This window comes from Tabrizicola sp. (assembly GCF_022842145.1).
Lineage (GTDB): Bacteria > Pseudomonadota > Alphaproteobacteria > Rhodobacterales > Rhodobacteraceae > Tabrizicola.
The window spans coordinates 870,835-884,746 of record NZ_JALHQD010000001.1 but is presented as its reverse complement, the minus strand read 5'-3'; the positions used below and the strand labels follow the sequence as shown (position 1 = coordinate 884,746).

The following is a 13,912-nucleotide window of genomic DNA, read 5'->3' as shown; positions in this document are numbered from 1 at the left end:
GGCGGTGCTAATAGGCCCGCGCAGAGAAGAATGCCGGTGTAGCTCAGCTGGTAGAGCACGTCATTCGTAATGATGGGGTCGGGGGTTCGAGTCCCTTCTCCGGCACCATTCTTCTCTCAGGCCGTCGCGACAAAAGCAAAAGCCGCCAGACCTTTTCGGTCCGGCGGCTTTGCTGTTTCAGGGGCCCTGATGTTCCCTCCCCCTTCACCGGGAGAGGGTTATTGTATCAATCCTAGCGCTTCGGGCCTTTCGGCGGCACGAACCGCTTGGAGGTATCCTTGGCGTCCGCGCGCGGTTTGGCAGGGCGGTCCGAGGCACCAGCCCGGTCGAAAGGCTTCTTCGTCCCAAAGCTTTTGGGTCCACCCGGCTTGCTGGCACCCTCACGCTTCACGTAGGGCCGCGCATCGTCACCCTTGGGGGCATAGGTCTTCTTCGGACGGTCGCCATCCTCACGCGGGCGGAAGCCCTCTGGCTTCGGAGCATAGGGCTTCCGCGCCGGGCCGCCGTCCTCGCGGGGTTTGAACCCCTCGCTGCGTGGCTTGTAGCCTTCGGTCTTTGCCGCATAGGGCTTGCGGGCCGGACGGTCGCCTTCCACACGCGGGGCATACTCGCCACGCGGTTTGTAGCCTTCGGTCTTCGCGGCATAGGGCTTGCGCGCCGGGCGATCCCCCTCGGCGCGGGGCGCAGCGCCTTCAACGCGCGGCTTGTAGTTCTCGGGCTTGCCCTTGTAGCCACCGCTTTCGGACGCATGGCTCTTGTAGCCGACCGCACGGGCCGGACGATCCGCCGCGCCGCCGTGGCTCTTGAACCCTGTCGCACGCGGAGCCGATTTCTGGTCCGGATTCCAGCGCGGTTTCTTCGGGGCTTCGTCCGTGCCCTCGGTACGCGGGGCGCGGTCGGCATAGGCCGGCCGTTCCGAGTAAGCCGGACGTTCCGCATAGGCCGGACGGGCGGGACGGTCGTCCTGCCGCTTGTCTTTCCACTCGGGCCGCGCGTCGCTGGCCGCAGCGCGGGGCTCATACTTGGGCTTCGGCTTCGGCGTATACTCACGGGCCGGAGCCTCGGCTTCCCCCTCTTCGACCACCCGCGGGGGCTTCGGAGTGTAGGCGGGCTTCTCACGACGTTCCGGACGCTCGGTGCGCTCAGGACGCTCTGCGCGTTCCGGCTTCACGAAACGCGGCTTGTCCAGATCAGGTTCACCCTCGATCCGCTCCATCGTCAGGCCCTTGTCCAACTCGACCGTACCACCGAACCTCGAGGCCAACGCTTCGGCGATCTGCACGAAGGTTTCGTCCTCACGCACCCGGATCGCACCGATGCCGTCCTTGGCAATGCTGCCCGCATCGCAGATCTTCGGCAAAAGCCAGCGCGCCTCGGCACGGCCAGCCCGGCCGACGCTGATGCGGAACCAGACAGACGCCCCGAACTCGCCCCGTTCACGCGGAGCCGAGGGCGGCGGGACCGGCAGGTCGGTGGACAGCACTTCGGGCGCAGACCGCCCCTCGCGCCACAGCCGCACGAAGGCGGCAGCCAAAGCTTCAGGACCGAACTGCTCCAGCAAATCACCAGCAATGCCGACATCGTCGCCGATGGGCATGGTCAACGATGGATGTTCCAGAATGCGCAGGTCGTCCTTGGCCTGCACGTCGTCTGCGCCGGGTGCGGCGCCCCATTCGGCCACGACCTTGGCGCCGGACAGAAGCCGCTGCGCCTTCTTGTACTCAGCCGGGGCAACGATCAGCGCAGAGACGCCTTTCTTGCCCGCGCGTCCGGTCCGACCCGACCGGTGCAACAGGGTTTCCGAGTTCGACGGCAGGTCAGCGTGGATCACCAGCTCCAGCCCCGGCAGGTCGATGCCCCGCGCGGCGACGTCGGTGGCGATACAGACCCGCGCCCGTCCGTCCCGCAGCGCCTGCAGCGCATGGGTCCGTTCCTGCTGCGAAAGCTCGCCCGACAGCGCCACAACCTGGAACCCCCGGTTGCCCATGCGGGCAAGAAGGTGGTTCACGTTCACGCGCGTCTTGCAGAAGACGATGGCCGTGCGCGCATCGTAGTACCGCAGCACGTTGAAAATCGCATGCTCGCGGTCACGGACTGCCACGCTAAGGGCGTGATACTCGATGTCGACGTGCTGCTTCGCCTCGCCCTGCGCCTGGATGCGCAGCGCGTCCTTCTGGAACGTCCCGGCCAGCTTTTCGATTTCCTTCGGCACGGTGGCCGAGAACATCAGCGTGCGGCGTTCCGGCGGGGCGGCGGCGAGAATGAACTCCAGGTCTTCGGCAAAGCCCAGGTCCAGCATCTCGTCCGCTTCGTCCAGCACGGCGGCCTTCAGACCCGAAAGGTCCAGGCTGCGGCGTTCGATGTGGTCGCGCAACCGGCCAGGAGTGCCGACGACAATATGTGCGCCGCGTTCAAGCGCGCGCTTTTCGGTCCGGTAGTCCATGCCGCCAACGCAGGTCGCGATCTTGGCACCGGCCCCGGCGTAGAGCCATTCCAGCTCACGCGCGACTTGCAGCGCCAGTTCCCGGGTCGGTGCAATGACCAGCGCCAGCGGGTGGTCGGCATAAAGCAGCGTGTCCTGCCCGTTCAGCACTTCGGGTGCGATTGCCAGGCCAAAGGCCACCGTCTTGCCCGAACCGGTCTGCGCCGAGACCAGCAAGTCGCGCCCGGCAACACCTTCGGCCAGGACAGCGTCCTGTACCGAGGTCAGCGCTTCATAGCCCTTGAGGGCCAAAGCCTGCGCCAGCGGCGCGGCCACGTTTTCAATCGTCATGATGTCTTTCCAAAGGGGGGCGAAGCCATGCGCCCATCAAAGCCAAACGGCCTTTGTCCCCTTGGTGCGGGCCTCCTCGCCCACAGTCCCGGAATCTCGACCGTCCGGGGCCAGTATCCGAAACCCGTTCCGCTGTATAGACCCTTACGCCACAACCAGCCGCGCCATCGCTTCGGCGTGCAGCTTCGGTGGCAGGGCCAGGACACCCTCGGCCAAAGCCGACGGCGCATTGAAACGCAGCGCCGAACCATTTCGGTCCGTCACCACAGCGCCTGCCTTTTCAGCGATCAGTGACCCGGCCGCGATGTCCCATTCCCAAGCGTCGCGCAGGGTCAGCATCCCGTCAAACCGCCCCTCGGCCGCCAGGCACATCCGGTAGGCAAGCGAGGCACGGAAGCTTCGCGTGATCTCGGGCACCCCGCCCGGCCACTTCTCGGGCACCATATTCGCCTTGGTGGTCAGGATGTTGGCCCCTTCCAGCCGGTCACGCCCACTGGCACGGATCACCTCGCCATCCCGCAGCGGAGCCGAGGTTTCGGATGCCACGTATATACGGTCAATCGCTGGTAGATACACGACCCCCGCCGTCACGCGGCCCTTGTGCGCCACCGCCAGCGAATGTGCCCAGGTCTCTTCCCCGGCCACAAAAGCCCGGGTCCCGTCGATCGGATCGATGATGAAGACTGTATCTACAGCCAGCCGGTCGGCGTTGTCCGGCGTCTCCTCCGACAGCCAACCATAGTCCGGCCGCGCGGCCATCAGGCGAAGCTTCAGCATGTCGTTGACCGCAAGATCGGCCTCGGTCACCGGCCCATGCTCGCCACCCTTGTCCCAGACCTGAGGGTCCTTGCGCCAATAGCGCAACGCGATCCGCCCCGCCTCGCGCGCGGCGTCCGTCAGAAGCGCAAGGTCACGCGCCGGCAAGGGTCATCCCGTCGATCAGGATGGAGGGCACCCGCGTCGACAGATGCGCCCGCGCGTCGTTCGCGGGGACAATCCGCAGCAGCATGTCCTTCAGGTTCCCGGCAATGGTGCATTCATGGACCGGATAGGCCAGCTGGCCGTTCTCCACCCAAAAACCCGAGGCACCACGCGAATAATCCCCGGTCGTCGGATTGATCGTGGACCCGATCATCGACGTGACCAGAAGCCCCGTCCCCATCTGCTTAAGGAGGTCATCCCGACCGACCGACCCCTGTGTCAGATCGATATTCGTCGTCGAGGGCGACGGCGGCGCGGAAGTCCCCCGCATCGCATTGGCTGTCGAAGGCATCCCCAGTTTCCGCCCCGTCGCAAGGTCCAGCACCCAGCCGGTCAGCACCCCATCAGCCACGATCTCGCGCCGTCGGGTCGCAAGGCCTTCGCCGTCAAAGGGTCGCGACGAACCAATGCGGCTGCGGTGCGGGTCCTCGATCAGGGACATCCCCGCAGGCAGCACCTGTTTGCCCAGCAGATCCCGCGCCCAGCTGGAGCCCCGTGCGATCGACGATCCATTGATCGCCGACAGCAAGTGCCCGACCAGAGACGCGGCCACCCGCTCGTCATAGACTACCGCAAAGGTCCCGGTCTTTGGCTTCACGGATCCGACGCGCTGCAAGGTCCGCTCTGCCGCCAGCCGCCCGATCTCCAGCGGGGACGGCATGTCCAAGGCGTATATACGCCCCTCGCCCGCATAATCCCGCTGCATGTCCGTGCCACTGCCGGTGAAGGCCACCGCCGACAGCGAGGTCGATGTGCGCCCGTAGCCACCGGAAAACCCATTGGTCGCCGCCATATGCAGCGACCGCTGGCTATAGGCGGCCGAAGCCTCGACCTGCGTGATCCCCGCAGAACCCAGCGCAGCCGCCTCGACCTCACGGGCCGAGGCTTCCAGCACCGCAGCCCCCGGCTCACCCGCCGGATCGGCCAGGTCCAGCGCCGCCAGATCCCAGGCCGTCGCCAGTTGCGACGCATCCGCCAGCCCTGCGTTCGGGTCCTCCGGCGCCTCGCGCGCCATTGCCACTGCCCGTTCCGCCAGTGCGGTGATCGTCGCGGTGGAGGTGTCCGAGGCTGACACGCAAGCCTGCCGCCGACCAATCAGCACCCGCAGGCCGATCTCGACGCCCTCGGACCGTTCTGCCGTCTCCAGCGCACCCTTCCGGATCTCGATGGAAACCGCTGTCCCCTGCACCGCCAAGGCGTCGGCGGTCTCGGCGCCGGCCCTGCGGGCGGCCTCCAGAAGGGCATGGCTCAGGTCGGAAAGGCTGGGGGTCGAAAGGGGGGTCATCACGTCGTCCCGTATGTTCTGCCGACCTGAGGTAGCCCCGCCCGCGGCCCTTCGCAAGGCCGCGGGGCAAAACGCGCCGCCTTACTGCAGCTGCATGCCGTTGGCGAAAAGCCCGCCGTCCTTGAACTCGACCTCGGACACCAGCTCATCCGGCCCGGCGCCCGGCCGCGCGAACATGCCCAGCCCCATGCGGAAGCCCATCGCGTCGTCCTCGGTCAGGATGCCAAGCGCGATCAGGTTGTCGACCAGCTGGTTCACGCCCTTGATGTTGACCGTGATCTTCCCGTCCGGCCGCGGCACCCCACCGAAGGTTTCCAGGTCGGTATTGTCAAAGGTCAGCCCGCCGGTCGCCGAAACCTCGGCCCCAGCCGCCTTGGCCAGGATCTGCGTCAGATCCAGGCTCTCCAGCTTGCCGGGAGGCTGCGCACCTTCCATCTGCAGGGCCGGGTCCATCAGGTCCTGCTCCCAGTAGCCCATGCCCTTGAGGTCGACGATGACAGTCGCAGGCTCCCGCGACAGCGACCCCGCCGGATCGAACAGGCCCCAGATATCTTCGGACACGGTGAAATCCACCACCTTGGTCAGAAAGCTGAAATCCTGCGCAACGTCCGACTTGGACACCGGCATCAGGATGTTGAACCCGCTTTCGGCAAATGCCACCTCGACCTGCGGGAACGGGATTTCCGGCCCCGAGACCGTGATTTTCGCCCCGTTCAGCGAGCTGCCATAGTTCATCCGGGTCTTGTCCATCGCCAGCACAAAGCCGCCGCCCGTGGCATTTGCGATGACCTTCGTTGGCCCGGACGGAGCGGTGGCGTCGACGGTCATCGCCATCGCCCCAAAGCTCAGGCTGGTATCCATCGTGAAGCCGGAATTCAGCGCCGCCGCCATGTTCGCCATCAATTCGGCCGACAGGAGGTTGCCCTTCGTCGCGCCCGCCAGATCCGCAAAGCTGACATCCACCGTCCCGCCGCCGCTGCCATCCGCTGCCTCGCCCGAAATCTTCAGGGTCATCCCTTTGGACGAAAAGCTGCTGTCCAGCGCCGTCTGCTCGCCGCTTTGCGTCACGGAATAGCTTGCCGCCAGTTCGGTCAGTGCCATCTCGACCGTGGTATCCAGATCGGTCCCGGCGTGATCCTTCATCTCGTCCACCGTGATCGTGGTCGATGGCGCGCTAAGCTCGTAGCTGGTTTCGGTCGCACTTCCCCCGGCGGTCATCTCCATGCCCGGCTGGCTGACCGTCAGCTTCATCGAGCCCGGACCCTCGCCGCTATCCGGGAAGGTCATCTCGATGGGATAGCTTTCGGGCATCGTCACCGCGACCGTGCCGTCGCCGTTGTCGGTGAAGGTCAGGCTGTCCATCGTGACGCTCGCACTGCCGCCCAGATCGTCCCTGAACGCGATCACGATGTCCGTCACCTCAACCGCGTCACCGGTGTCCGAGGTATTGCCGACCGTCAGCTCCTGCCCCGCCGCCGTGGCCATCGCCTGCCAGCTGGCCCAGACTTCCTGCGGGGTGACGTCCGCGGAAGCCGACGTCGCGACGAACACAAGCGCAAGCGCTGAAGAACAGGTAAGGTTGCGGATCATGGCATAAGCCTTTCGGGTTGAATTTGCTGGCGCAACCTTTCTATCTCGTCCGGGGGGCGTCAAGGGATTCCCCTGTCGTCGAGTATGGGGAAAACCTTATGGTGCGGGCATGATCAGGGTCGAGAACCTCGGGGATTGCTGCCGGATCACGCTTGCCCGCCCGGAAAAGGCCAACGCGCTGACCCAGGAAATGCTGGAAAGCCTGGCGCTGGCAGCAACCAAGGCCGCCACCAATGGCGCAAAGGTCCTGATCCTGACGGGTGAGGGCAAGGTCTTCTCTGCAGGGGCCGATCTTGACGGCATGAAGGCCGGCCTCGGCCTTTCCCCCGCGTGGGAGGCCGCTTCGGGCGCCATCGCCGCCTTCCCCGGCCTGACGATCGCCGCCCTGAACGGCACGCTCGCTGGCGGAGCGATGGGCGTGGCACTGGCCAGTGACCTGCGCATCGCCGTTCCTTCGGCGCAGTTCTTCTACCCGGTCATGCGCCTTGGCTACCGCCCGCAGCCTTCGGACCCCGGCCGCCTCGCCGCGCTTGTTGGCCCTTCGCGCGCAAAGATGATCCTGCTGGCCGGACAGCGGATCGACGCCGAGACCGCCCTGGCCTGGGGTCTGATCGACCGCATCTGCCCGCCTGACGCGCTCAACGACACCGCCATGTCGCTGGCCGAACAGGCACTTGCGGCCGATCCGGGGCATGTTGCGGCCCTGAAGCGGATGACCTAGGGGGAACAACCATGACCAATAGCTACGACAAAGGCCGCCTGAACCTGCCCTTCGTCGGCATCGCGACCTTCGGCAAGAACCCCTACCAGCCTGATTGGTCGAAGATCGACACCGACTTCGCTATCCTGGGCGCCCCCTTCGACTTCGGCACCCAGTTCCGCGCCGGAGCCCGTTTCGGGCCAAGGGGCATCCGCGAGGCGTCGACGCTCTTCTCCTTCGGCCACGCCGGGGCCTATGACCACGAAGACGACGTCACCTATCTGGAGGGTGTCCGTATCCTGGACATCGGCGATGCGGACATCGTTCACACCGACACCGAAACCTCCCATGCCAACATCGAAACCGGAGTTCGCGCCATACTGGCCTCCGGAGCCGTGCCGGTGGTCCTCGGCGGCGACCACTCGATCAACATCCCCTGCATCCGTGCCTTTACCGGCCGCCCGCTGCACATCGTCCAGATCGACGCCCACCTCGATTTCGTCGACGTCCGCCACGGCGTCCGCCATGGCCACGGCAACCCGATGCGCCGCGCGGCGGAACAGGACCACGTCAAGGGCATCACCGCCCTTGGCATCCGCAACGTCAGTTCCACCGCCAAGGACGGCTACGAGGCCGCCCACGCGATGGGCGACGACATCCTTTCGGTCCGCCAAATCCGCAAGCTGGGGATCGAGGCGACCCTCGCCCGCATCCCCAAGGGCGTGGACTACTACCTGACCATCGACATCGACGGCTTCGATCCCTCCATCGCCCCCGGCACCGGCACCCCCTCGCATGGCGGCTTCCTGTATTACGAAGTGCTGGAGCTGATCGACGGGCTGACCAAACAGGGCAACATCATCGGCATCGACCTGGTGGAAGTCGCCCCTGACTACGACCACTCCGGCACCACCACGATCCTCGCCGCGCAGATCCTGCTGAACACCATCGGGCGCATCGCCCATAACCGGAGGTAAGGCGTGGACCGGCTGCAGCACTGGCTGGATCAGGCGACTGACACAGCGGTGGGCTGGCTTTCCTCGCCCGCCGCCCTGATGCAGTTCGGCCTTCTCATCGCTGCGTATATACTTGCCCGTCTGCTGGCCCGCCGCTTCTCTCCCATCGTCGAAAAGACCCTGACGCCAAAGCCAGATTCGGTGCACATCCTAGCCCGCCTCAGCCGCTTTGCCCTGCAATTCCTGCCGCTGCTCCTCCCTCTCCTCGCCTACGCCCTCACAGCCTTGGGCGAGGGCCTGACCCGCGCCACCTTCGGCTCCGGCGAGGTTATCGCCTTCGGCAAGCGCGTCTTCCTCTTCCTCGCCGCGGTGGAACTGGTTCGCAAAGTCTTGCCCCCCGGCTTCCTGAAACTGATGGGTCGCTATGTCCTCCTCCCCGTCATGGCGCTGCACGCGCTGGGGTTTCTGGACGACGCCACCACCCGCCTCGACGCCGCGCAAGTCAACCTCGGCAACATCCAGTTCACCGCCCTGTCCCTGATCCGCGGGTTGATCGCGGGCTCACTGCTCTTCTGGCTGGGAAGCTGGTCGAACCGCCAATCCGCGGGTTACCTGAAGGCGCAGCCCGATCTTCGCCCCGCAACCCGCGAACTGGCCATCAAGGCAAGCGAGGTCGCCATCTTCGGCGCCGCCTTCCTGCTTCTGATGTCGATCATGGGCATCGACCTTACTGCCGTCGCCGTCCTTGGCGGTGCCCTGGGCGTCGGCATCGGCCTCGGGTTGCAACAGATCGCCGCCAACTTCGTCTCCGGGATCATCCTCCTTCTGGAAGGCCAGACCACCGTTGGCGACTACGTTGAACTCGACGGGGGCGAAAAGGGCACCATCGTAAAGATGACCGCCCGCGCCTGCGTGCTGGAAACCTTCGACGGCAGGTGGATCGTCGTCCCCAATGAACACTTCATCACCACGCGAGTCGTCAACTACTCTGACCAAGGCAGCGCCAACCGCTACGAGGCCCTGTTTTCAGTGAGTTACGAAACCGACATAAACCTCGTGCCCGATATAATCGAAGGCGCTGTATCCAAACTCCCCTTCGTACTGCAAGCCCCCGATGGCCCCGATTGCGAACTGCGTGGCTTCGGGGAATCCAGCGTCGACTTTGCGGTGGAGTATTGGGTTGCAGGGATCGACGACGGCAAGAACAAGTACGGCTCGCCCGTTCTTTTCGCGATCTGGAACGCCTTGAAGGAAGCCGGGATCGAGATGCCCTACCCCCACCGCGTCGTCGAACTCCGCAATGCTCCAGCAATCTGAGGCGATCCAGGCTCTTGTCATCGGTGCCGGCCCCGCCGGACTGATGGCCGCGGAAGAACTGGCGAAGGCAGGCGTCCAAGCCCTTGTCGTCGATGCCAAACCCACCGTAGCCCGCAAGTTCCTGATGGCCGGGAAATCCGGCCTCAATGTCACCAAGGACGAAGAGCTGGACCTCTTTGCCGCCCGCTACGACAGCCCCCACCTCCGCGCCATGCTGGAAGACTTTGGCCCGCGCGAAGTCCGCATCTGGTGCCGCGCGCTTGGACAAGAGGTGTTCACCGGGTCTTCCGGCCGCGTCTTCCCGGTGTCGATGAAGGCCTCCCCGCTTCTGCGCGCGTGGCTGCAACGCCTGACCGCGCAGGGGGTCGAAATCCGCACCCGCTGGCGCTGGACCGGCTTCGATGGGGCGGATTTCGCCTTCGACACACCCACCGGCCCACAGATCCTGTCGCCCAAAGTCACCATCCTCGCCCTGGGAGGAGCCAGCTGGTCCCGCCTCGGCTCGGACGGCGCCTGGGTTCCGTGGCTGCGGGAAAAGGGCGTCCAGATTACTGACTGGAAACCCGCGAACATGGGCTTCCGGGTCGATTGGTCGCCGCACATGGCCGCCCACTTCGGCCAGCCGGTCAAGGGCGTCACCCTCAAGGTCTGCTCTCCCGGAAAAGATCGCACCACTGGTCAACCAAATGATCCGACCAAGGTCGTCGACGAGCACCGCGGCGAATTCGTCATTTCCGCCAAAGGCTTGGAAGGCGGAGGTATCTACGGTATATACAAGTATCTACGCGATGCATATACACTTGCGGTGGACCTTCTCCCCGACCTTACAACCCAAGATGTCGCTGATCGTCTCGCCAGAATGAAACCGGGCGAAAGCTCCGCCAACCGCTTGCGCAAGCTGGGCCTCAACAAGACGCAGGTTGCTCTGGTGATGGAATTCGCCCGCAGTGAGCCCTTCGCCCACCTCAAGCACCTGCCCATCCCCCTGCAGGGCCCGCGTCCGCTGGACGAGGCGATCTCGGTGGCCGGGGGGATCAGCTGGGATGCCCTGACGACGGACCTGGAACTCAAGGCACTCCCGGGCATCTTTGCCGCAGGCGAAATGCTTGATTGGGAGGCCCCGACGGGCGGCTATCTTCTGACCGCCTGTTGGGCCACCGGTCGTCGGGCCGGACAAGCGGCAGCACGTCGTATCGGCTAACCGTCCTGATGCAATGCCGCGAACCACGGCAGCGCCTGCTCGCGCAGGATCTCCATCGCGAGATCCAGGCAATCAGGCCGCTCCAGCACGTCGACGAAAGCAAGCGTTCCGGGATCGTTATCCGCCCGCTCGAAAAACTCGGCCAGCGTCACATCCTCGCCGCCCGGCCAATCGGGATGGTCCGGCAGCTCGCCGTCTGGGGTCACGAAGCGCAGGATGATCTGCACATCCCAGCCATACCGGTTGCGCTGCAGATGTACCGCCGACCTCCCGGCCCCCGTCACCCGGCTCCAGGTCGTCTTCGCCAGCGTATAGCCGGCAGGCACCAGCAGGCCGTCCAACGCCGCCACGATCCGCCCCCAGGCTTCCTCCCGCCGCGCGGGGAAGGCCGGGTCACTCCCCGCCAGATGCTTGCGCGCGGAAAGGTCCGGGTCGTCCATTCAGGCCGACAGCCCGCCCGCCAGGTCCGGCACGTCCAGCGCCGAGAACCCGTAGTGACGCAGCCAGCGCAGGTCGGCCTCGAAAAAGGCGCGCAGGTCCGGGATGCCGTATTTCAGCATCGCGATCCGGTCGATCCCCATGCCGAAGGCAAAGCCCTGCCACTGCGTCGGGTCCACCCCGGCCGCGGCCAGCACCTTCGGATGCACCATCCCGGAGCCCAGGATTTCCATCCACTTGTCGCCTTCGCCGATCTTCAGCTGACCGCCGACATTCGAATAGCGGATGTCGACCTCTGCCGAAGGTTCGGTGAACGGGAAATGCGACGCGCGGAAGCGCAGTTCCACCTTGTCGACTTCGAAGAACGCCCGGCAGAACTCCTCCAGGCACCACTTCAGGTTCGCCATGCTGATCGACCGGTCAATCGCCAGTCCCTCGACCTGGTGGAACATCGGCGTGTGGGTCTGGTCCATGTCCATCCGGTACACCCGGCCCGGAGCGATCACCCGGATCGGCGCGCCCTGCGCCATCATCGCGCGGATCTGCACCGGAGAGGTATGGGTCCGCAGGACATGCGGCGGGCGGTTGTCGCCCTCGGCGCGGGCCATGAAGAACGTGTCATGCTCCTGCCGCGCGGGGTGTTCAGGCGGGATGTTCAGCGCGTCGAAGTTGTACCAGTCGGATTCCACCTGCGGCCCCTCGGCCACGGAAAACCCCATGTCGGCAAAGATCGCGGTCAATTCTTCCATGACCTGGGACACCGGATGCACCGTCCCGCGGGGGCGAGGCCGCCCCGGCAGCGTCACGTCCAGCCATTCGGTCTTCAGCCGCTCGTCCAGCGCCGCATCGCCCAGGGCCACCTTGCGCGCCCGCAGGGCCGCGTCGATCTCGTCCTTCAAAGCGTTCAGACTGGCACCGGCCACCTTGCGCTGGTCAGGGTCCATTTTCCCAAGTCCAGCCATCAGCGCCGAGATCTCGCCCTTCTTGCCCAGAGCGCCCACGCGGACCTCTTCCAGTCCGGCCTCGTCCGCCGCACCGGCCACCGCCGTCAGATACTTGGCCTTCAGCGTGTCGATCCCGTCCATCACTGGTCTCCTGCAAATCGGCTTCCCTGCTAATGGCGAAGGCCCCGCGATGCAAGGTTCAGAAGATCGACCGCCGCCCCCGCACCTCCAGCATCCGCCGCGACCGCCCCACTTTGCCGTTTTGCGCCGTCAACGCGACCGGAGCCTCTTTCAACCGCTTCTCGATCACCACCAGGCTGTCATGGAACCTGATCCCACCGATTTCCCGTGCCAAGGGGTGCAGCGGAAACCCGGCGTCGTCCTCGGTGTACCAGGAATGCATCCGGTCGATCAGGTCTTTGGCGAACTCAACGAAACTCGCGGGTTCCCGCAACCCGCCACCGAAGCCCGGCCAATAGCTCGTGTGCACGTCCTCGACGATGTACAGCCCCGGGTCCGCCAGCCGGGGCCAGAGATGGCGAAAGCTGGTGATCTGCTGGTGCATCTTGTGGCCGCCATCGTCCACGATCAGGTCGAACGGCCCATGCGCGTCACCCACCCGCCCAAGGAACTCCGGGTCCGCCTGATCGCCGATCTCCACCACCGTCCCCGGCAAGGCAAGCGCCCGACACTCCGGATCGATGTCCAGGAACACCAGCCGCGACGCAGGCCCGAGGAACCCCTGCCACATCGGCAACGACCCACCCTTGTAGATGCCGATCTCCAGAAAGCTGATGTCGCGCCCCTGCCAGCCGCCCAGAAGCGCGTCGTAATGCTCCAGGTAATGCTCCATCTTGAAGAGCATCCGGTCGCCGGTCCGGGCCGGATAGTCGCGGAAATAGCTGCACTCGGTCATGGGACACCTCTACAGCCAGCAATCTTGCCGCTTCCGGCGCCGGGGTCCAGACGCTAGTCCTTGCCAGATCCTAAGCCTTGATCGAGGCGGTCACATAGTTGCAGCTCAGATCCCGGTCCGACACGCTCCAACGCCAGGTGACCGGGTTGAAGACCATGCCTTTGCGGTCGACCGGCCGCAGCCCCGCCTTTTCAATCAGCGCGTACAGCTCGTCCGGAGTGATGAACTTCGCCCAGTCATGCGTGCCCTTCGGCAGCCAGCGCATCACCCATTCCGCCCCGATGATCGCCATCACAAAGCTCTTCGGGTTCCGGTTCAGGGTCGAGCAGATCATCAACCCGCCGGGCTTCAGCAACTGCTGACAGGCGGTCAGGTAGGCCTGCGGGTCGGCGACATGCTCGACCACTTCCATGTTCAGCACCACGTCGAACTGTTCACCCGCGGCCGCCAGCGCCTCGGCCGTCGTATGGCGGTAGTCGATGGCCAGACCCGACTTCTGGGCGTGGGCCTGAGCCACCGGAATGTTACGCTCCGCCGCATCCGCGCCGACCACTTCGGCCCCCAGCCGGGCCATCGGCTCGGACAGAAGGCCCCCGCCACAGCCGATGTCCAGGATCCGCAGGCCCTTGAATGGCAGCGCACCAGCCAAGTCCCGCCCGAACTCGGCGGCGATCTGGCTGGTGATATAGTCCAACCGGCACGGGTTCAGCATGTGCAGCGGCTTGAACTTGCCGTTGGGGTCCCACCATTCCAGCGCCATGCGCTCGAACTTGGCCACTTCCGCGGGGTCAACCGTATCAACCGCCATCGC

12 protein-coding genes and 1 tRNA gene are annotated in these 13,912 nt (G+C 65.4%); 5 read left to right on the top strand and 8 right to left on the bottom strand.

Going from position 1 to position 13,912, the window contains the following annotated elements; all coding sequences use genetic code 11:
* Positions 1-32 precede the first annotated feature (32 nt).
* Positions 33-108, top strand: a tRNA-Thr gene (locus tag Q0C42_RS04515).
* 124 nt (positions 109-232) lie between these two features.
* Here the strand turns inward: Q0C42_RS04515 and Q0C42_RS04510 are convergent.
* The 4 genes from Q0C42_RS04510 to Q0C42_RS04495 all read right to left on the bottom strand — a co-directional run bounded on the left by Q0C42_RS04510 (position 233) and on the right by Q0C42_RS04495 (position 6,629).
* Positions 233-2,773, bottom strand: coding sequence for a DEAD/DEAH box helicase (locus Q0C42_RS04510; RefSeq protein WP_295072550.1), 2,541 nt, complete (start codon positions 2,771-2,773; stop codon positions 233-235).
* Positions 2,774-2,917: 144 nt separating this feature from the next.
* Complete coding sequence (locus tag Q0C42_RS04505; protein WP_295072547.1) at positions 2,918-3,697, bottom strand: 3'(2'),5'-bisphosphate nucleotidase CysQ; 780 nt, start codon at positions 3,695-3,697, stop codon at positions 2,918-2,920.
* The gene (locus tag Q0C42_RS04500) at positions 3,684-5,039 is read right to left on the bottom strand and encodes a TldD/PmbA family protein (RefSeq protein WP_295072544.1); all 1,356 of its coding nucleotides are present in this window, start codon (positions 5,037-5,039) and stop codon (positions 3,684-3,686) included. The genes Q0C42_RS04505 and Q0C42_RS04500 overlap by 14 nt, the downstream gene beginning before the upstream one ends.
* A gap of 81 nt (positions 5,040-5,120) precedes the next feature.
* Positions 5,121-6,629, bottom strand: a complete 1,509-nt coding sequence (locus Q0C42_RS04495; RefSeq protein ID WP_295072541.1) for a DUF2125 domain-containing protein — start codon at positions 6,627-6,629, stop codon at positions 5,121-5,123.
* A 109-nt stretch (positions 6,630-6,738) separates the two neighbouring features.
* Here Q0C42_RS04495 and Q0C42_RS04490 point away from each other — a divergent pair, with 109 nt between their 5' ends.
* From Q0C42_RS04490 to Q0C42_RS04475, 4 genes are read left to right on the top strand one after another with little or no spacing between them, the layout of a single operon-like run.
* The gene (locus Q0C42_RS04490; protein WP_295072538.1) at positions 6,739-7,350 is read left to right on the top strand and encodes an enoyl-CoA hydratase/isomerase family protein; all 612 of its coding nucleotides are present in this window, start codon (positions 6,739-6,741) and stop codon (positions 7,348-7,350) included.
* An 11-nt stretch (positions 7,351-7,361) separates the two neighbouring features.
* Positions 7,362-8,306 (top strand): agmatinase, encoded by a 945-nt coding sequence (speB, locus tag Q0C42_RS04485; protein ID WP_295072535.1) that lies wholly within the window; start codon positions 7,362-7,364, stop codon positions 8,304-8,306.
* Between the two features lie 3 nt (positions 8,307-8,309).
* Entirely contained in the window at positions 8,310-9,602 is a 1,293-nt protein-coding gene (locus tag Q0C42_RS04480; protein ID WP_295072532.1) for a mechanosensitive ion channel domain-containing protein, read from the top strand.
* Positions 9,603-9,606: 4 nt separating this feature from the next.
* The gene (locus Q0C42_RS04475) at positions 9,607-10,803 is read left to right on the top strand and encodes a TIGR03862 family flavoprotein (protein ID WP_295072837.1); all 1,197 of its coding nucleotides are present in this window, start codon (positions 9,607-9,609) and stop codon (positions 10,801-10,803) included.
* Here Q0C42_RS04475 and Q0C42_RS04470 read toward each other — a convergent pair.
* From Q0C42_RS04470 to ubiG, 4 genes are all read right to left on the bottom strand, one after another.
* A complete protein-coding gene (locus Q0C42_RS04470; protein ID WP_295072529.1) occupies positions 10,800-11,243 on the bottom strand; it encodes a hypothetical protein in 444 nt (147 codons plus the stop codon). The two genes, Q0C42_RS04475 and Q0C42_RS04470, sit on opposite strands and share 4 nt — an antisense overlap.
* Positions 11,244-12,326: a phenylalanine--tRNA ligase subunit alpha gene (gene pheS, locus Q0C42_RS04465; RefSeq protein ID WP_295072527.1), complete on the bottom strand. Its 1,083-nt coding sequence runs from the start codon at positions 12,324-12,326 to the stop codon at positions 11,244-11,246. It abuts the gene before it with no gap.
* A 58-nt stretch (positions 12,327-12,384) separates the two neighbouring features.
* On the bottom strand, positions 12,385-13,101 hold the full coding sequence (locus Q0C42_RS04460) for a class I SAM-dependent methyltransferase (RefSeq protein WP_295072524.1): 717 nt from the start codon (positions 13,099-13,101) through the stop codon (positions 12,385-12,387).
* 70 nt (positions 13,102-13,171) lie between these two features.
* Entirely contained in the window at positions 13,172-13,909 is a 738-nt protein-coding gene (gene ubiG, locus Q0C42_RS04455; protein ID WP_295072522.1) for a bifunctional 2-polyprenyl-6-hydroxyphenol methylase/3-demethylubiquinol 3-O-methyltransferase UbiG, read from the bottom strand.
* Positions 13,910-13,912: the final 3 nt, after the last annotated feature.

Coding starts and splice junctions, on each gene's coding strand:
- Q0C42_RS04510 (WP_295072550.1), bottom strand. CDS start 2,773: ATGACGATTGAAAACGTGGCCGCGCCGCTGGCGCAGGCTTTGGCCCTC.
- Q0C42_RS04500 (WP_295072544.1), bottom strand. CDS start 5,039: ATGACCCCCCTTTCGACCCCCAGCCTTTCCGACCTGAGCCATGCCCTT.
- Q0C42_RS04495 (WP_295072541.1), bottom strand. CDS start 6,629: ATGATCCGCAACCTTACCTGTTCTTCAGCGCTTGCGCTTGTGTTCGTC.
- Q0C42_RS04490 (WP_295072538.1), top strand. CDS start 6,739: ATGATCAGGGTCGAGAACCTCGGGGATTGCTGCCGGATCACGCTTGCC.
- speB (WP_295072535.1), top strand. CDS start 7,362: ATGACCAATAGCTACGACAAAGGCCGCCTGAACCTGCCCTTCGTCGGC.
- Q0C42_RS04470 (WP_295072529.1), bottom strand. CDS start 11,243: ATGGACGACCCGGACCTTTCCGCGCGCAAGCATCTGGCGGGGAGTGAC.
- pheS (WP_295072527.1), bottom strand. CDS start 12,326: ATGGACGGGATCGACACGCTGAAGGCCAAGTATCTGACGGCGGTGGCC.
- Q0C42_RS04460 (WP_295072524.1), bottom strand. CDS start 13,101: ATGACCGAGTGCAGCTATTTCCGCGACTATCCGGCCCGGACCGGCGAC.
- ubiG (WP_295072522.1), bottom strand. CDS start 13,909: ATGGCGGTTGATACGGTTGACCCCGCGGAAGTGGCCAAGTTCGAGCGC.